Genomic DNA, 18489 nt, shown 5'->3' on the forward strand with positions numbered 1-18489 from the left:
CTCCCGGATCCCTATTCTGGCGGCGGGGAGAGCGGGGATGCGATTTGCTAGACTGTGGGCGGCGCTAGCGATCGTCGTCGCGCCGGTTGCCGCGTTCGGGGGCGATACGCCGCACGTCACGCTTGCCACGCCCAACATCTCGGACGGCGCGATCACGCGTTTCACCGTGCGGTTCAGCGACGCGATCGTCCCGCTCGGCGATCCGCGCGCCGCCTCGCCGCTGAAGGTCGAGTGCGCGGTGTCGGGCGAAGGGCGCTGGGTAGATCCGCAGACCTATGTCTGGGACTTCGCGCAAGGCCTGCCTGGGGGAACGCGCTGCACGCTCGCGACGCGCGAGGGACTCAAGAGCGCGGCGGGCTACGGCGTCGATGCGGAGAGCTTCACCGTCGATGCCGGCGGTCCGATCGCCCGCGCGGTGCTGCCCGGCGAGGGCGATATCGAGGAGGATCAGGTGTTCCTGGTCGCCGCGAACATGCTCGCGACCCGTGAATCGATCGCCGCCAACGCGTATTGCGCGGTCGACGGGATCGGCGAGAAGATCGCGGTCGACGTGCTCGCGCCCGATCTGCCGGGCAAGCTGCTCGCCGGATTGGGAAGCAACTACTCGGTCAGCAATTTCCTCGAAAGTGCCGGACTGCCCAAGACGGTCCCCGCCGATACCGCATCGCGCCAGCGCGCGCTGGCCGGCATTACCGCGCTGAAATGCCGCCGCCCGCTGCCGCCGGGCCGCGACATGGCGCTGGTGTGGGGCGCGAACATCGCCAGTGCCGGGGGCAAGCTCGCCGGTGCCGACCAGCGGTTCGACTTCACCGTTCGGAAACCCTTCACCGCGCGGTTCGAATGCTCGCGCGTCAACACCGCAGCGGGATGCAGCCCGGTCGAGAAGGCGTATCTGCGGTTCTCCGCGCCGGTGCCGATGAGCGCGGCGACGGCGGTTCGCCTGACGCTGGCGAACGGCAAGACGATCGCGCCCGTGTTCAGCGACGAGGAGAAGACCCGCGCGACGATCGAGCAGGTCACGTTCGCCGCACCCTTGCCGGTCGCGACGCGTGGGACGGTGGCGATCCCCGCCGACCTCAAGGACGAGAGCGGTCGCATTCTCGCCAACCGCGAACGTTTCCCGCTGGAGGTGAAGTTCGACGAGGCCCCGCCGCTGGTGAAGTTCGCGGCTGATTTCGGCATCCTCGAGGCAAAACAGGGCGGCGTGCTGCCCGTCACCGTGCGCAACGTCGAGCCTTCGCTGCAAGGCCAGACCGCGGGTATTGGCGGCCAGCGGCTGCGCGTGGGCGGTACCGACGGCGAGATCGCCGCGTGGCTGCGGCGCGTCGAGGATGCGGGCAAGACCGACTACCAGACGATCGAGCGCAAGGGTGCCGAGCCGCTCCAGATCAACCATACCGGCGAGAAACCGCTGCTGTTCGGGAGCGGGGGCGGCGGGGCTAGCGGCGGCGCGGGCGATCCGTTCAAGCTCGACCTGCCGGGCAAGGGCAAGGATTTCGAGGTCGTCGGCCTGCCGCTAGGCAAGCCCGGCTTCTACGTCGTCGAACTCGCCAGCCCGACGCTGGGGCGTGCGTTGCTCGGCCGCGACGTGCCGCGCTATGTCGCGAGCGCCGCGCTGGTCACCGACCTCGCCGTGCATTTCGAATGGGGGCGCGATCGCTCGCTCGCCTGGGTCACGCGGCTGTCGACGGGCAAGCCGGTCGCGAACGCGGTGGTGCAGGTCAGCGACAGTTGCACGGGCAAGCCGCTCGCGCGCGGAGCGACCGACAAGAGCGGCGGGTTGATGGTCGCGCGGGGCCTTCCCGAACCCGAGACCTATGGTAGCTGCAAGGGCGAGGGCTCGCCGCATCCGCTGATGATCTCGGCGCGTAGCGGTGACGATTTCAGCTTCACGCTGACCGACTGGGGCGAGGGTATCCGGCCGTTCGATTTCGACCTGTCCTATGGCTATTCGGCGGCGACCGACATCATCCACACCGTGTTCGATCGCGCTTTGGTCCGCCAGGGCGAGACGATCCACATGAAGCACATTCTGCGCCGCCCCGACGCGCGCGGCTTCTCGTTGGCGCCGGGCTTTACCGGCACGCTGCGGCTGTCGCATCGCGGTTCGGACACGCAGTTCGAGATGCCCGTGACGATCGGCGCGAACGGCACCGGCGAGACGGTCTGGACCGCCCCCAAGGGCGCGCCGATGGGGGATTACGACCTCATCTTCGTCGTCGGCGACACCACCACCGAGTCCGCGCAGTCGTTCAAAGTCGACGAATACCGCCTGCCGACGATGCGCGCGAGCGTGACCGGGCCGAAGACCGCGCTGGTCAAACCGCGCACCGCACAGCTCGATCTGTTTGCCGGCTATCTCTCGGGTGGCGGTGCCCCCGGCCTGCCGGTCGACGTCCGCATCGGCTGGTTCGCGCATAGTGCGACGCCTGTCGGCTACGACAAGTTCAGCTTCGGCGGCGAACCGATCACCGAAGGCGTCAAGCCGCTCGATGGCGAGGGCGAGGATGCGAAGACGCCGTTGCCGCCGACCCAGATGCTGCCGGCGACGCTCGGCAGCGACGGCACGCGGCGGATGACGGTCGACATGCCGCAGACCCTCCCCGGCACGACCGATATGCAGGTCGAGATGGATTACCGCGATGCGAACGGCGAGACGCTGACCGCCTCGAAATCGATCCCGATCTACGCCTCGGGCGTGCAACTCGGCGTCGCCACCGATGGCTGGATGATGCGCGCGGACGATCTGCGCCTGCGCTTCGTCGCGCTCGATACCGAGGGCAAGCCGATCAAGGGGCAGACGCTGTCGGTCGCGCTCTACAGCCGCCAGATCCTGACCGCGCGGCGGCGGCTGATCGGCGGGTTCTACGCCTATGACAACCGGATGCGGACGACCAAGCTGTCGGCCTCGTGCAGCGCCACGACCGATGCGCAGGGACTCGCGCAGTGCAAGGCGGATCCGGGCGTCTCGGGCGAGATCTACGCGGTCGTCACCACCACCGATGCCGACGGCAACGTCGCGCGCGCGGTGAAGTCGGTGTGGCTCGCGGGGAACGACGACTGGTGGTTCGGCGGCGACAATGGCGACCGGATGGACGTCGTCCCCGAGAAGCTCACCTATGCCTCGGGCGAGACCGCGCGGTTCCAGGTTCGGATGCCGTTCCGCTCGGCGACCGCTTTGGTCAGCGTCGAGCGCGAGGGGGTGTTGTCGAGCTTCGTCGCCGAATTGTCGGGCAAGGACCCGGTGATCGAGGTGCCGATGGACTCCGCCTATGCGCCCGACGTCTATGTCTCGGTATTGGTCGTGCGCGGCCGTGTCGAGAGCGGGTTCTGGAGCTGGATCCACCGGATCGCGCGGACGCTCGGGCTGTCGGACATGCCCGAGGACGCGGCCGAGCCGACCGCGCTGGTCGATCTCGCCAAGCCCGCCTACCGCCTCGGCATCGCCAAGGTGAAGGTTGGCTGGGAGGGCCATACGCTCGCCGTCGCGGTCAAGGCGGACCGCGAGCGTTACGCGCCGCGGGGGACGGCCAACGTCGCGATCCAGGTGCGGAAGCCCGATGGCAGCCCGGCGCGCGAGGCCGATGTCGCGTTCGCCGCGGTCGACCAGGCGTTGCTGCAACTCGCACCCAACGACAGCTGGAACATCCTCGACGCGATGATGGGCGATCGCCCGCTGTCCGTCCTGACCGCGACCGCGCAGATGCAGGTCGTCGGCAAACGGCATTATGGACGCAAGGCGCTCGAAGCGGGCGGCGGCGGTGGTGGCGGCGACCTGTCGGGGCTCAACCGCGAGAATTTCCAGCCGGTGCTGTTGTGGAAGGGGCATGTCCCGCTCGATGCGCAAGGGCGTGCGCGCGTGTCCGTGCCGCTCTCCGACGCGCTGTCGTCGTTCAAGCTCGTCGCGATCGCCACCGATGGCGCGCAGGCGTTCGGTACCGGCAGCACCGACATCCGTACCGCGCAGGATCTGTCGCTGTATGCCGGGATGCCGCCGCTGGTCCGTTCGGGCGATTTCTACGGTGCGCGCTTTACGCTGCGGAACGGATCGGACCGCGCGATGACGGTCACGGCGAACGTCGACGTCTTCCCGCGGATCGCACAAGGCAAGCCGCTGACCGTCACCATTCCCGCGGGTGGTGCGGCACCGGTGGCGTGGAACCTTACCGCGCCCTCTGGCGTCGATACGCTGCGCTGGACGGTGCGTGCGAAGAGTACCGACGGCCGTGCGACCGATCAGGTGACGGTGACGCAGGACGTCATCCCCGCGGTGCCGACCGAGATCTGGGCGGCGACGCTCGCGCAGGTCGGGGAGAACACACTGATCCCGATCGCGCCGCCGATGGGGGCGCTGCCGGGTCGCGGCAGCGTCGACATCCGCCTTGCCGATACGCTGGCGCCGTCGCTCGCCGGGGTGCGCGACTACATGAGCCGCTATCCGTTCAACTGTTTCGAACAGCGGCTGTCGCGGATCGTCGTGCTCGGCGACATGGCGGGCTGGGCGACGCTGGCGGGCGAAATCCCGACCTATCAGGCGCCCGATGGCCTGCTGCGCTACTTCCCCGGCGACAGCCTGCAGGGGTCGGAGGCGCTGACCGCCTATGTGCTGTCGATGACGGGCGCGGCGAACCTGTCGCTGCCCCCGGTGCAGCGCGCGCGGATGATCGAGGCGATGAAGGCGGTGCTCGACGGGCGCTTGCGACACGAGGATTACGGCGATGTCCGCCTGACCAAGGTCGCGGCATTGGCGGCCCTAGCACGGCAGGGCGAGGCCACCCCGGCTATGCTCGGCCAGATCGGCATGACGCCCGCCGAGATGCCGACCGCGAGCCTCGCCGACTATATTACCGCTCTTACCGCGATCCCCGGCGCGTCGACCGAAGCCAAGGCGCAGGCCGAGGCGGTGTTGCGCACGCGCCTCGTGTTCGAGGGCACGCGGCTCGATCTGTCGGACTCGGCCAATGCGTCGTGGTGGCTGATGTCGTCGGCGGACGAGGCGGCGAACAAGGCGACCGCGGCGGTGCTCGGGCGGCCGGGTTGGCAGGACGATGCGCCGCGGCTGATGGTCGGCACGGCGCTGCGTCAGTCGCGCGGGCATTGGGATACGACCACCGCCAACGCCTGGGGTGCGATCGCCGCGCGGCGGTTCGCGCAGGTCTATCCGGCGCAGGCGGTCACGGGGGCGACGATGCTGTCCTACGCTGGCCGTAGCGTCGCGCGCGGCTGGCCGCTGGCGGAACCCGCGCGGACGGTGTCGTTCCCGCTCGCTGCCGCCGGACCACTGCGGTTGGCACAAGGCGGCGGGGCGGGGCCGTGGGCGACCGTGTCGATCTCCGCGGCCGTGCCGCTGCGGCAGCCGCTGTTCGCGGGCTATCGCCTGACGCGGAAGGTCGATGTCGTGCAGGCGCGTACGGCAGGGCGGCTGACGACGGGCGACGTGCTCCGCGTAACGCTGTCGGTCGAGGCGACCGCCGAGCGCAACTGGGTCGCGATCAGCGATCCGGTGCCGGCAGGGGCCACGGTGATCGGCGATCTCGGCGGCCAGTCGCAACTGCTCCAGCAGGGCGGCGGTGGCGGCGAGGGTGAGGGTGGCGGTGAGGGCGGCGGTCCGAGCTATGTCGAGCGCGGCCGCGATACGTGGCGCGCCTATTTCGCCTGGCTGCCCAAGGGAACCACGACCGTGACGTACACGCTGCGGCTCAACGGCGCCGGCCGGTTCCAGATGCCGCCTAGCCGGGTCGAGGCGATGTATTCGCCGGCAATTCGCGCCGCGGTGCCGAACCAGACGATGGTCGTCGCGGATCGATGAAGCAGCGCGCGGCGCTTGTCGGATTGCTGGTGCTGATCCTCGCCGCGGTCGGGTTCGACTGGGCGACGTTCCCGCCGCCGCTGCCGGGCTATGCGCAGGTTCGCGCTGCGTGGAAGCCGTCGGAGGCGTGGCTGTACGATCGCCACGGCGTGCTGATCGACAGCGCGCGCGTCAATTTCGCCGCGCGTCGGCTGGCGTGGGTGCCGCTCGACCAGATCGCACCGGTCGTGCCCGCCACCGTCGTCGCGGCGGAGGACGCCCGCTTCCGCAGCCATGGCGGCGTCGACTGGCTGGCGATCCTCGGCTCGGTGCGCGCGCGCGCGAAGGGCGAGCGGGGCAGGGGGGCGAGTACGCTCTCGATGCAGGTCGCGGCCTTCCTGTCGCCGACGCTGGCGATGCCCGGCGCACGCGGCTGGCGCGACAAGCTTCGCCAGATGCGCGCGGCCCGAGCGCTGGAGATGACGTGGAGCAAGGACCAGATCCTTGAGGCGTATCTCAACCTCGCGCCGTTCCGCGGCGAGGCGCAGGGGATCGGCGCGGCGGCGCTGTCGCTGTTCGGCAAGACCCCTGCGGCGATGGCGCGCGACGACGCGCTGCTGCTGACCGCGCTGCTGCCCGATCCGCAGGCCGCCGCACCGCGCATCGCCGCGCGGGCCTGCCGATTGGGGGGCGTGGGCGATTGCGCGCGGTTCGCCAGCGAGGCCGCGTCGATGCTCGGGCCGGTGCGGACGCTGGCGCTCGATCCGGGGCTCGCGCCGCATCTCGCCGATCGCCTGCTGACCAAGCCCGGCCTGCGAATCACCACCACGCTCGATGCAGCGCTGCAGCGCACGGTCGCCGCCGCGTTGCGTCGCCAGTTGCTCGGGCTCGGCGGATCGCGCGCACGCGACGGGTCCGCGGTCGTGATCGACAATGCCAGCGGTGACGTCCTTGCTTATGTCGGCGGGATCGGCGGCGCCTCGACCGCGCCGGCGGTCGATGCCGCCAACGCCTATCGCCAAGCCGGGTCGACGCTGAAACCGTTTCTCTACGCACAGGCGATCGAGCGCGGATACCTGACGCCGGCGTCGGTGCTCGACGATTCCCCCGTGCAGCTCGACACCGCGTCGGGGCTGTACGTCCCGCAGAATTACGATCGCGGGTTCAAGGGGCGCGTGTCGGTGCGTAGCGCGCTGGCGGGGTCGCTCAACGTGCCCGCGGTCCGGACGCTGCTGCTGGTCGGGGTCGAACCGTTCCGCGATCGGCTGTGGGATACGGGCTATCGTGGCCTCGTCGAGGACGGCGATTATTACGGGTTCAGCCTTGCGCTCGGATCAGCCGAGGTGACGCTGCTCGAACAGGCCGATGCGTACCGGTCGCTGGCGAATGGCGGGCGCTGGTCCCCGCTGCGGCTGACCGCCGATACTCCCCACGTTGCCGCTCGTCCGGTCACGACGCCAGCCGCCGCGTGGATCGTCGCTGACATGATGGCCGACCCCAATGCCCGCGCCGCCACCTTCGGTCTGGACTCGGCACTGCGGCTGCCGTTCTGGACCGCGGTGAAGACGGGCACTTCGAAAGGCATGCGCGACAATTGGTGCGTCGGATTCTCGCGCCGCTATACGGTCGCGGTCTGGGTCGGGAACGTCGAGGGCGACCCGATGCGCGCGGTCTCGGGCACCAGCGGTGCGGCGCCGGTCTGGCGCGACGTGATGCTGGCGCTCGGACGTGACGACGAACGCGGGCCCGCCATGCCCGCCGGTGTCGAGCGTCGCCGGATCGCGTTCGCCGACGCGATCGAGCAGCCCCGCATGGACTATTTTCTCCGCGGCACCGGCCAGTCGCTGATCGCGGCAGCACCCGCCACCGCGCGCCGTGCCCGGATCGTCAACCCTGCCTCGGGCAGCGTCTACGCGATCGACCCTGACATCCCCGCCGACCGCCAGCGCCTCGCGATCGAGACCACTGGCGACGTCCGCGCGCACCACGTCTTCCTCGACAATCGCGACCTCGGCCCCGCCGCGCAACAACTGCTGTTCTTCGCGCCGCCGGGCCGGCACCGGTTGCGGCTCGTCGATGCAGCCGGTCGCGCCGCCGACCAGGTGATCGTCACGATCCGCTGAGCGTGCTGCATTTGCGAACGCGCGGGGGACAAGCGCGAAGCCTGCCGTTCGCCGTTCACAGGGCCGGTTTGCCCGGTGTCTGCGATCCTCGCGCCGGTCCCACGTCGATCACCCGCAACCGATAGCGTCCTGCCGGCAGCATCAGCGCGACATCATCGCCCGCGCGGATCGCGATCCGGTCCAGCGGCACGGAGGCGGCGGGCTCGCCGACCGGGCGGGCCTCGACGACGCGCCAGCCGCTTGCCGGATACAGCGCGCGGGGAATGCTGACTGGCAGGTCGCCGGCCTGCCGCCGCCATAGGGGGCGCCCGCGGACGAAGCGTGCCGTGGGGTGATCGACGACCAGGTCGAACGTGCCGGGCGGCTCGTCGTTCGGCAGCGCGGACAGCCGCACCTCGCCGCTACTGCCGCGACACGTCGTCTGCGAGATGGTGAGCGGATCGATTCCGGTCGTCGCCTTGAGCCGCGCGGCCATCCACCGGGTGCCGTCGGCGCGTGGCACCTCCGCAGCGTGCGAGTAGCCGACGTGGACCAGCAGCCTGGCACCGGGATGATCGTGTACGTAGGCGGCGAGGTTGCGCGCCTGTCCTTCCTCGCGCGTTGCGATCCGCTGGTCCATCGTCGCGTCCGCCGCCGGATGTTCATCGATGAACTCGTAGGCCAGGAGATGATAGCCGAGCGCCTTGGCACGTCGACCGAGCCGCCCGTATCCCGCCTCCGAGAGATAATGGCCGTCGCCGTCCTCGAAATACGGCAGCGCCGGCTGCCGGACGAACGCCGGCAGATATCGCGTCGGCGTGCCGGGCATCGATGGAGACAGCGTCTCCAGTGCCAGCGTATCGTACCCGAGCGGCCGCAACCGCGTCGCGACCGCGGTGCTGAAGCCGCGATGGTCGGTGCGTTCGTGGCTCTCGGTGACGATGACGATCGACGTCGTCCGCGCGCGTCGCTCGATCTCGGCGAGGACGTCCGTTGCGGCCTCGAGCGGCGCGCATGCCTTCGCCTGATAATCCTTGCTGCTCGCCGCGATCAGGTCTTCCCGGCCGAACAGGCTCAGCGTCTGTGCGGTGCTGCCGTCGCCCAGCGGATGCGTCGGATCGATCGCTGCCAGCCGGGCGAGACTAGAGGACAAGTCGGGGAGGCTGGCGGCGGTAACCCGCTCGACCGGTCCCACGAAGCGGACGCTGCGCACAGGGCGTTCTTCCTGGGCCATGACCGATGCGCCGAGCGTCGTGAGGATCAGCAGGGAAGCGATGCGCGTGGCGGGAAATATAGGCATTGCCGAGGCTATCAAGCCGGGCCCCGGTGTTCCACACCCTAGTCGCCGTTTCGCGATTCTGGTGGATGGGTCGAGCGGCGCGGCACGGTCTCAGGCAGTGTCCCGAACGCCGGCATATTGCGCATCCGTGACGGGTTCGAGCCATTCGACGTTCTTGCCGTCGAGCGCCTCCTGGACGGCGATGTGGGTCATCGCCGTCGTCGGGGTCGCACCATGCCAGTGCTTGTGGCCTGGAGGACACCAGATCACGTCGCCGGCGCGGATTTCGACGATATTCTCGCCCTCGCACTGCGTCCAGCCGCAGCCGGCGGTGACGATCAGCGTCTGGCCGAGCGGATGGGTGTGCCAGTGCGACCGCGCGCCGGGCTCGAACGTCACCGCCGCGCAGGAATGACGGGCGGGAGCGGGCGGCACGTTCAGCGGGTCTATACGCACGCTGCCGGTGAAATAGTCGGCTGGGCCGGGCTGCGACGGTTGCGATCCTGCGCGCTTGAGGTGCATCGAACGACTCCTTTGTGGGTGATCTTGACGAGATATCGCCGCATGTCTCGCGGGCTTCGGTGGGTTCGTCGGCCGTGAGAGATAGTGCGCGTACGGGCGCGGGACGCGGTCAGGCGGCGGCGCGGTCGGTGCCGCAGAACAGCGCGACCGCTGCTGCCGCACTGAGGATCGCCGCGCAGCCGAGAAACTCCGTGCTCGGTCCGGTAGCATCATACGCCAGGCCGCCGATGGTCGCCCCGGACATGATCGCGAACTGGACCACCGCGACCATCAGTCCGCCACCGGCTTCGGGATGGTCGGGCGCGGCGCGGGTCAACCACGTCCACCATCCAACCGGGGCCACGGTGGCGACGAAGCCCCACACGGCGAGCAGGACCGCGACGATGGCGACCGACGTTCCGAAGATCGCCAGGCCGACCGCGACGAGGGCCATGATCGCCGGGATCGCCGCGAGCAGGAGGTGAATCTGGCGGCCGATCAGGCGACCGATTAGCGTCGTGCCGATGAACCCCGCGACGCCGACGACGAGCAGCAGCGTCGACAGCGTGCCCAGCCCGACGCGCGTCACCTGTTCGAGGAACGGACGAAGATAGGTGTAGAGCGCGAACTGTCCCATGAAGAGCAGGACCGCGCCGGCCAGCCCGAGCAGGACCGTCCTGCGCCGCAACAGGACCAGCATGCCGCTGCCCCCGACGCGTCGTTCGGCGGGTAGAGAGGGCAGCGCCAAGGCCTGCCACGCGGTCGCGGCGATCGCGATCGGCACCACGCAGAAGAAAGCGCCACGCCAGCCGATCAGGCCACCGAGAAAGCTGCCCAGCGGCGCGCCGATCACCGTGGCGAGCGCGTTGCCGCCGTTGAGCATGGCGAGCGCCTTGGGCACCGACTCCGCCGGCACCAGCCGCATCGCGATCGCCGCCGACATCGACCAGAAGCCGCCGATGGCGATCCCGAGTATCGCGCGTCCGAGCATCAGCATCGCGTAGGTCGGCGCGCAGGCCACCACGGCGCCGGACACGATCAGCAAGGCGGTCAGCCCGAGCAGGACGAGGCGGCGATCGATGCCGTTGATCAGCCGGCCGAGCGCCAGGCTGGCGATCATCGCAAACAGGCCGGAAATCGCGATCGCCTGACCCGCTTGGCCGGCGGTGAGGTGAAGGTCGGCTGCGATCGGGCTGAGCAGGCTGACCGGCATGAACTCGGACGCCACCAGCACGAAGGTGCAGAGCGTCATCGCGTACACGGCGCCCCATGCGGGTGCTTGCGACGCATGGCCGTGCTCGGCGTCGATCATTGTTGCGGTGGTCAGCGAAGCTCTCCTCGGAACGCGGCGGCGTATTCCTCGGGCGAGATAGGCCTGTTCACCGAAGGCGATTAGCCCCGATGCACTCCAAGGACCTGTGAGCAAAGCTCAACGTTTCGCATCACCGCCCGAGCGGCTGCAACTCCTTGATCAAGTCGATCAACGCCCGGAGCCCGGTCGGCACATGGCGGCGGCTCGGATAATATAATTCGTAGCCGGGGCCGGTCGTCGACCAGGACTCCAGCACCAGCGAGAGCGCACCGGATGCGACATGCGGCGCGAAGATCGGCGCGATGCCATAGACCAATCCGGTGCCGCCGAGCGCCATCGCCAGCATGGCGCGGCCATCGTCGGCGGTGATGCGGCTCGCGACCGGCACCGCGAACTCCCCGTCCGGTCCCTCGAATTCCCAGCGATAGATACGATCGTCCCCCAGCCGCACGCCGATGCAGCGATGCCGAACGAGATCGGCGGGGGTCGCCGGCGTACCGAACCGCGCGAGATACGCCGGCGCCGCCGCGACCACCCAGCGCAGGTCGGCGGACAGCCGCTGTGCGATCATGTCCTCCGGCACCGTGCCGCCATGACGGATGCCCGCGTCGAACCCGGAATCGACCACATCGATCATCCGGTTGCTGGCGACGATGTCGACCTCGACGTCCGGATAGCGGTCGGCGAACGCCGACATCACCGGCCCGAGCAGCAAGGTCGCAGCGTCGGCAACGACGTTGAGGCGTATCCGCCCGGCCGGCGTGTCGCGAAAGCGGTTGAGGCCTTCCACGGCCACAGCGATCTCGGCGAACGGTCCTTCGACCGCATCGCGCAGCGCCCCCCCGGCGGCGGTGAGCGTGACGCTGCGGCTGGTGCGGTTGAGCAGACGTACGCCAAGCCGTCCTTCCAGCCCTTTCAGCGCATGGCTCAGGCCCGAAGCGGTGACGCCGAGTTCGAGCCCCGCGCGACTGAAACTGCGGTGTCGCGCGATCGCCAGAAAATAGGTGAAATCGGCCATGTCGGGTCGGCTGGAAGGCATGGCTCACGGTGTGGAGCGTCCCCCCGGCGAAGACAATATGCGCCGGGGGCAGATGGACCAGGTGCGCGGCGCGGCCTGTCGCTCCCGGAGCCGGGTAGGCGCCGATGTCCGATTCCGGGTCAGGCCGCCGAGGACAAGATGCAATACACCAGCACCGGCACGCCGATCAAAAGGATCAGAAGCAGAAGGTTCAGCTCCATAAGTCTACCGAGCCAGTTCCGCTTTCCCTCCGGCACGCCCGCAGCATCGGCTTTGGAATAGTCCTCGACGATTTCCATGTCGAATTTGTTCGAGAAGAAGTGTTTGGGTCGCATTCTCAGAAAAGGCTGAGGCGACGGGCTGCGAACCTGTGGCTTATGATCGCTCGCAGAAGGATCGTCGGAGTTCGAGATATTGTCGGCCATTTTACGGTTTCCGCACATTCGAGATCATGGGCGCGCAGCGCGCGTCCCAAAGGTCAGATCGAATAAAGCCCGAACTCGAGCGGCATTGGCCGCGAGCTCGGGCTAACCGCGTGCGGCGAGTTGGCCAGCGTGGTCGCGAAAACGCTTATGTGTCGCAGGTGCGTACATGCGAATACCATCGTGGACCCACGCCTTAATGTCAACGCGCGCAAGATTCCGGCGCAACCATATTGTCCTCGACGGGCGAAATCTTGGTTCGACGAGGCGGGGCGGGCGCTTTGGCGCTCGGCTTCAGGGCGTTGAGATATAGGCCGTGTCCGTCGAAGAGTTTCGACTGTCCGTCCGATGGCGGTAAAAAGTGGTGCCGGTTGCAGGAATCGAACCCGCGACATCCAGTTTACAAAACTGGCGCTCTACCAACTGAGCTAAACCGGCCCACGTGCGCAGCGCGACAAGGCGTCTGCGGCGTTGCGCTCCAATGCTTCAAGAAACGCCGAAGGTCCAGCCCTCGGTGCGGGCGATATCGCGGGTCATGCCTGCTGGCGCCCAGAGATCGGCGCGATCCGCGTTCGCGCGCAGCCACGCCGCGGTCAGGATCGCGTCGGTGGCGTGATCGTCGTAGCGCGGCAGCGGCGTATGCGGGTCGCTGCCCAGACCTGCCAGCGCCGCATCGAGCGCGGCGGCGTCGCGCATCTTGCTCAGGCCCTTGCGGATGCCGGCGGCGCGCGCGGCGATGGTGGTGTAGATTTCGACGATCGCCGGACCGTGATCGGGCCGCGGATCGAACGGCCATACCGGGATACGCCCAGCCAGCCGGTGCAGCACGCGCATGCCCGTCAGGCTCGACTTGCCGACCTGCGCCGCGCCGACCAGGTTGAAGCAGCTCGTCGGCGCGAAGCCCATCGCGCGCTGGCCCAGCTCGCAGACGCGCATCCGGCCCGCGCCGCCCGCGAACAGATCGCCGCAATCGCGATGCTGGCGGAAATGGCGGCGGATGTCGGGATCGCGCAACACGGTGTCGACCGCGAGATGCGGGTCGGCCGACGACAGCGTCTCGACCAAGTCCCACAGCGTACGCGCGTCACCGGGGCTTTGCTGCCAGCCGGGGAAATAGCCGCCCTGATCGACAAACGGGAACGCCGGCGAGAGATCGAACCCGATCAGCATCGGCGAATCGCGCTGGTCGAGCAGCCAGTCGAGCACGTCCGCGCGTGACCAGGCCACTGAGTTGGGGGGCGACACCAGCACCGGCGCTGCATCGCCGACGCCGCAGGTCGCGACCGCGATACCCTTGTGGCGATGCCCCTGCGCACCCGACCAGTCGATCGCGGTGAACCGGGTGAATCGCGCCGCCTTGCCGGTTTCGGAATTTACAGGCGGCGGGCTCGGCATCGCGGTTCAGGTGGCGCGGCGTTCGGACGGGTACAAGGGCTTGAGCAGCACCAGGACGACGATCGCGATCACCAGCGCCGCGGACGCATAGGGGCGGCTGAACGCGAGCCCGCCATGATCGACCGGCTTGTCGAGAAAATCGCCGACCGCGGCGCCGAGCGGGCGGGTGAGGATGAACGCGCTCCAGAACAGGAGAACCCGGTCGACCGCCGTCCACAGATACAGGCCTGCGATCCCTGCGAGCACGACGCCGAACAGGATCGCGGCGCCGCCGTAGCCGAGCCCGCCGGTGTCCGCGGTCCAATCGCCGAGCGCGGTGCCCAGCGTCTGCGAAAACGTGATCGTCAGCCAGTAGAACAATTCCGCGCGCGGTTCGTGGACGGTCGCGACCGACACCGAACCGAGCCGGTTGTACCACAACGCCAGCGACGCGACGACACAGCCGAGCAGCAGCAGCGATCCGCCGGGATAGCCGATCCCGAGGGAGCGGGTGGCGAAGTCCGCGAGCGTCGTGCCTGCGGTCGTCGAGGCGATGATCGTCGCCCAATAGAGCGCCGGGCGGTAGCGGTCCGCCGCAACCTGTTGCCACACCAACAGCAGCAGGATCGCGACGAAGACGATTGTGGCGGTGAGGTAGCCGAGGTTCAGCGACATGCTGACCGTGTCGCCCGCGGTCTCGCCGAGCGTGGTGGCGAGGATCTTGATGATCCAGAACGCCGTCGTCACCGCCGGCACCTTGGCGGCAACCTTGGCGAGCGTGGCGCGATCGCAAGCCGTCATGACATTCTCCCCTCGTTGCTTGGGAGACGCCGACGAGGCGATCGATCCGCAGTGTCGCACACCGGAAAATCGCGGAAGTTTTAATCGGGACATGTGGAACCGATGCCGCGGCGGCGTCTCGTCGTCGAAGCAAGAGCAGGGAGATCGCACGGTGTCGGTACGGATCGCGAGTTTGGGTGTCGGTATCGCCGCGCTGGTCGGAAGCGCAGCGCCCGCCGCGGTGCCATCCGCCGTGATGACCGCGCCCGGCACGAGCGTGTCGGTGATGACCTACAACGTCCACGGCGTGCCCTGGCCGGTCGCGGAGGATCGATCGAGCGCGTTGTCGGCGATCGCCGCGCAGCTTCGCACGATGCGCGCCGAGGGGCGGCAACCCGGAATCGTCGCGTTGCAGGAATCGTTCGTGCCCGAGGCCAAGGCGATCGGTGCCGCGGCTGGCTATCGCTATGTCGCGTTCGGTGCGCCGGCCGAGGCGACCGCGGACCCCGCAACCGCACAGGACCGGCAGTTCGTCGCGGATGGCAGCATGCTGCGCGGCGAGCGGGTCGGCAAGCATGTCGGCAGCGGCCTCGCGATTTTCTCCGACTATCCGATCCTGGCGGTGCGGCGGATCAGCTATCCGGTCTGTGCGGGCTATGACTGCCTTGCAAACAAGGGCGCGATGGCCGCGCTGATCGCGGTGCCTGGGGTCGCGGGGCCGGTCACGGTGATCGACACGCATCTCAATTCGAACGGCGCGACTGGCGTGTCCGAGCCACGCGCGCTGTATGCGTATCGGCGGCAGATCGACGTGCTGAGCGGGTTCATCGGTTCGATGGCGCGGCCCGGCGGGACGATGCTGGTGGCGGGCGACTTCAACGTCGGTCGCGATATCGCGCGGCGCGCCTATTTCGCGCAGCACATGTTCGGCGGAGCGACCGCGCTGACCGGCGGCTCGCTGAAGTGCCGGGAGTCGCGGACCTGCCTGGTGACGCAGCCTGCCGACATCGCCTACTCGACCGGGCGCGCGAAGGATTTCCTGCTGTATCGTCCGTCGAACGGCGCCGCCGTCCAGCCGCTTGCGCTCAGCGCGCCGTTCGGTCGCGGTCCCGACAATGCGATGCTGTCGGATCATATCGGCGTGATGGTGCGCTATCGGATCGACGGCTCGACTAGCCGTTCGGTGCCCGGCAGCACGCTGGCGAGCCGCCGGGCAAAGGGTGCCGCTACCCGCGCCTAGTCCTCGAGGCGCCCGGTGAAGAGCAGGTGGCGGGCGTCGTCGGCGACCTGGTTGGCGGCGCCGAGCCGTTCGATCAGCTGCGCGGGGCGGCTGCCGCGCAGACCCGCTACCGTCAGCGCGCCGTCGCGGACATAGGTGTAGACGCCGCTGACCGCGAACGCCGAGGTGTAGGCGATATGCGCCTGCTGGTCCGCGGTGGTGCGCTGGAACGCGTCGGACGCGTAGAATGCGCGGCGCGTCATCGGCGTGGCAAACGCGATGTCTAGGATCGCGACCAGCGCGCGTTCGGGCGGCACGCTGTGGTCGACGTTGGGTGCGGGCGGGGCGGGGTCCGCATTGTCGTAGCGCTCGGGCACATGGAGCCGCACTTTCAGCACCGCCGGATCGCCCGCAAGCGTCTCGGCGAACTGCATCATGTACGCGCCAAAGCCGGCCGCGTCGTCGTGGCGCGCGCCGAAATGGACGTGAAGGCGGTCGAGACCGTCATCGCCGTTCGGGATCGGGTCCGGGGCGCGGTCGACCAGCGTCCGAGACCCCTGCGGCAGCGCATAGGCGACGGTCGCCGCGAACATGTTCTGTTCGTCCGCGAACAGGATCGCGCAGGCATCGTTGAAAATGTCCTGGTCCGCTTCGGAGGCGAAGCCGATCTCGACGCCGCCATCGAGCACATAGTCGTCGAATGGCGCGATGCCGTCGATCGCCGGCCACAGATGCGCGTCCTGCTCGCGGTTCAGATGCGTCTGGACGTACCAGCCGAGCCCTGGAATGCGCGAGCACAGCGGGCCGTGGACGTCGCGCCAATAGGTCGCGAATACCTCGTGCGGAACGCCGGGGCGGCGGAGCACGGTGGTGTAGCTGTTGACGACGATGCTGGCGTCGCGCGCGGCATAGTCGCGCGCGGGGTCGATGATGGACATGAGGATCTCACGGCTTGGGGATGGCAGGACGAGCACCCCCAACGCATCGCCACGCAGATCGGCGCGCGCTGCAGACCGATAAGGCGTCAGTCCTTGGCTTCGGGCGCCTGTTTCCGGCGGCGGTTCCAGAATTCGAGGCGCTTCTTCACGTCGCGCTCGAAGCCGCGCTCGTTGGGTTCGTAGAGCACCGGATGATCGTGTCCCCCGAGTTCGTCGGGGAAGAAGCTCTGTCCCGCGAACGCATCGGGGTGATCGTGGTCATATTGATACCCGTCGTGGTAGCCGAGCTCCTTCATCAGCTTGGTCGGCGCGTTGAGGATGCGTTTGGGCGGCGCGATCGACCCGGTCGATTTCGCCAGCGCGCTGGCCTTGTCGAACGCGCGGTACGAGGCGTTCGATTTCGGCGCGGTCGCGACATAGTTGATCGCCTGCGCGAGGAACAACCGCGCCTCGGGTAGGCCGACCCGCTCGAACGCCTGCCACGCGGTCATCACCTGGACCAGCGCCTGCGGATCGGCCATGCCGACATCCTCCGACGCCGCGCAGCACAGCCGGCGGAACACGACCGACGGGTCCTCGCCGCCGGCAATCATCCGCGCCGCCCAGTACAGCGCCGCATCGGGATCGCTGCCGCGCAGGCTCTTGTGGAAGCAGCTGAGCAGGTTGAAATGCTCTTCCTGCCCCTTGTCGTAGAGCGGCGCGCGTTGCTGCACCAGGGTTGCGAGCGCGATCGTATCAAGATCGGACGGGTGATCGGTCGCGACGATGTCCTCGCACAGCCCGAGCAGATAGCGCGCGTCGCCGTCCGCCATCGCCACCAGCGCGTCGCGCGCATCGTCGGTGAGCGGCAGGGGGCGTTCGAAATGCGCTTCCGCCCGCGCGATCACGCGGTGCAGGTCGGCGGCGGCGAGGCGATTGAGCGTATAGACCTTCGCGCGCGACAACAGCGCTGACACGAGGCTGAAGCTCGGATTCTCGGTGGTCGCGCCGATCAGCACGATCGTCCCGTCCTCGACCGCGGGGAGCAGCGCGTCCTGCACCGGTCGCGAGAACCGGTGAAGCTCGTCGACGAACGCGACGGTCGGTTTCGACGCCGATTCGCGCAGCCGGGTCGCCTCGGCGAGCGCCTTGCGCAGGTCGGCGATGCCGGTCGACACCGCCGACAGCTGGATGAAGTTGTAGCCAACCTCGTCCGCCATCAGCCGCGCGATCGTCGTCTTGCCGACCCCGGGCGGGCCCCAGAGGATGAACGACGACAGCCGCTTGGCCGCGATCATCCGCGCGAGCGCGCCCTCGGGTCCGACGAGGTGCTCCTGGCCGATGATGTCCGAAAACCGGCGCGGGCGCAGGATTTCCGCGAGCGGCCGCGGTGCGTTGGCGCTGAAGAGCGTGTCGGACATCGGGTCTCGGGTTCCACGGATCGAGGGGGGCGCAGCGGGCGATACCGCGGCGCACGGCAATCGCCGACATCGCTGCGGCAGTGCGTGTGCCTGAGAGAACATAAGGGGTGTGGCGCCGACATTGAACCCTTGGCGGCGCGGTGCGGACTTGGGGCTGCTGCGAGGCAGATCGAACAAAATGCAGCGCCTCCCTTGAATGTGGAATATTCTGCGATATATCTCAGACCATCTTGGAAATATCGGAGAACACTCAAATGCGTAACGAAATGGGATTTGGACCGTGGAGCGGCGGCCCCCGGCATGGTGGCCACGGCCGTCGCGAGCATGGTGAGGACCATGCCCATTGGAGGTCGGGC

Annotated in this window: 12 protein-coding genes and 1 tRNA gene; 3 read left to right on the plus strand and 10 right to left on the minus strand. The window is 68.7% G+C overall.

Going from position 1 to position 18489, the window contains the following annotated elements:
• Nucleotides 1–37: 37 nt before the first annotated feature.
• Complete coding sequence (locus ASF09_RS14610; protein ID WP_060526891.1) at nt 38–5809, plus strand: alpha-2-macroglobulin family protein; 5772 nt, start codon at nt 38–40, stop codon at nt 5807–5809.
• Nucleotides 5806–7911 (plus strand): penicillin-binding protein 1C, encoded by a 2106-nt coding sequence (gene pbpC / locus ASF09_RS14615; RefSeq protein ID WP_060526892.1) that lies wholly within the window; start codon nt 5806–5808, stop codon nt 7909–7911. Before ASF09_RS14610 ends, pbpC begins: the two co-directional genes overlap by 4 nt.
• A 55-nt stretch (nt 7912–7966) precedes the next feature.
• Here the strand turns inward: pbpC and ASF09_RS14620 are convergent, their stop codons facing one another.
• The 8 genes from ASF09_RS14620 to ASF09_RS14655 form a co-directional block, all read right to left on the minus strand.
• Complete coding sequence (locus tag ASF09_RS14620; protein ID WP_060526893.1) at nt 7967–9190, minus strand: hypothetical protein; 1224 nt, start codon at nt 9188–9190, stop codon at nt 7967–7969.
• Between the two features lie 90 nt (nt 9191–9280).
• The gene (locus tag ASF09_RS14625; RefSeq protein ID WP_060526894.1) at nt 9281–9691 is read right to left on the minus strand and encodes a (R)-mandelonitrile lyase; all 411 of its coding nucleotides are present in this window, start codon (nt 9689–9691) and stop codon (nt 9281–9283) included.
• A gap of 109 nt (nt 9692–9800) precedes the next feature.
• The gene (locus tag ASF09_RS14630) at nt 9801–10982 is read right to left on the minus strand and encodes an MFS transporter (protein WP_060526895.1); all 1182 of its coding nucleotides are present in this window, start codon (nt 10980–10982) and stop codon (nt 9801–9803) included.
• 130 nt (nt 10983–11112) lie between these two features.
• On the minus strand, nt 11113–12000 hold the full coding sequence (locus tag ASF09_RS14635) for a LysR family transcriptional regulator (RefSeq protein ID WP_235529840.1): 888 nt from the start codon (nt 11998–12000) through the stop codon (nt 11113–11115).
• A 140-nt stretch (nt 12001–12140) separates the two neighbouring features.
• Nucleotides 12141–12425 (minus strand): hypothetical protein, encoded by a 285-nt coding sequence (locus tag ASF09_RS14640; RefSeq protein ID WP_156359388.1) that lies wholly within the window; start codon nt 12423–12425, stop codon nt 12141–12143.
• 359 nt (nt 12426–12784) lie between these two features.
• Nucleotides 12785–12860 (minus strand) — tRNA-Thr (locus ASF09_RS14645).
• A gap of 48 nt (nt 12861–12908) precedes the next feature.
• On the minus strand, nt 12909–13817 hold the full coding sequence (locus tag ASF09_RS14650) for a hypothetical protein (protein ID WP_060526898.1): 909 nt from the start codon (nt 13815–13817) through the stop codon (nt 12909–12911).
• Nucleotides 13818–13823: 6 nt separating this feature from the next.
• Nucleotides 13824–14597 (minus strand): COG4705 family protein, encoded by a 774-nt coding sequence (locus ASF09_RS14655; protein ID WP_060526899.1) that lies wholly within the window; start codon nt 14595–14597, stop codon nt 13824–13826.
• 151 nt (nt 14598–14748) lie between these two features.
• Between ASF09_RS14655 and ASF09_RS14660 the strand changes: the two genes are divergently transcribed.
• Entirely contained in the window at nt 14749–15816 is a 1068-nt protein-coding gene (locus tag ASF09_RS14660; protein WP_162237257.1) for an endonuclease/exonuclease/phosphatase family protein, read from the plus strand.
• Here ASF09_RS14660 and ASF09_RS14665 read toward each other — a convergent pair.
• Both ASF09_RS14665 and ASF09_RS14670 read right to left on the minus strand, forming a co-directional pair.
• Nucleotides 15813–16733 carry a hypothetical protein gene (locus ASF09_RS14665; protein ID WP_060526901.1) on the minus strand — a complete coding sequence of 307 codons (921 nt, stop codon included), beginning with the start codon at nt 16731–16733 and terminating at the stop codon, nt 15813–15815. The two genes, ASF09_RS14660 and ASF09_RS14665, sit on opposite strands and share 4 nt — an antisense overlap.
• An 86-nt stretch (nt 16734–16819) precedes the next feature.
• Nucleotides 16820–18133 (minus strand): replication-associated recombination protein A, encoded by a 1314-nt coding sequence (locus ASF09_RS14670; RefSeq protein WP_060526902.1) that lies wholly within the window; start codon nt 18131–18133, stop codon nt 16820–16822.
• Nucleotides 18134–18489 lie beyond the last annotated feature (356 nt).

Origin of the sequence: Sphingomonas sp. Leaf242 (genome assembly GCF_001422045.1) — a bacterium.
In the GTDB taxonomy this organism is placed as follows: domain Bacteria; phylum Pseudomonadota; class Alphaproteobacteria; order Sphingomonadales; family Sphingomonadaceae; genus Sphingomonas.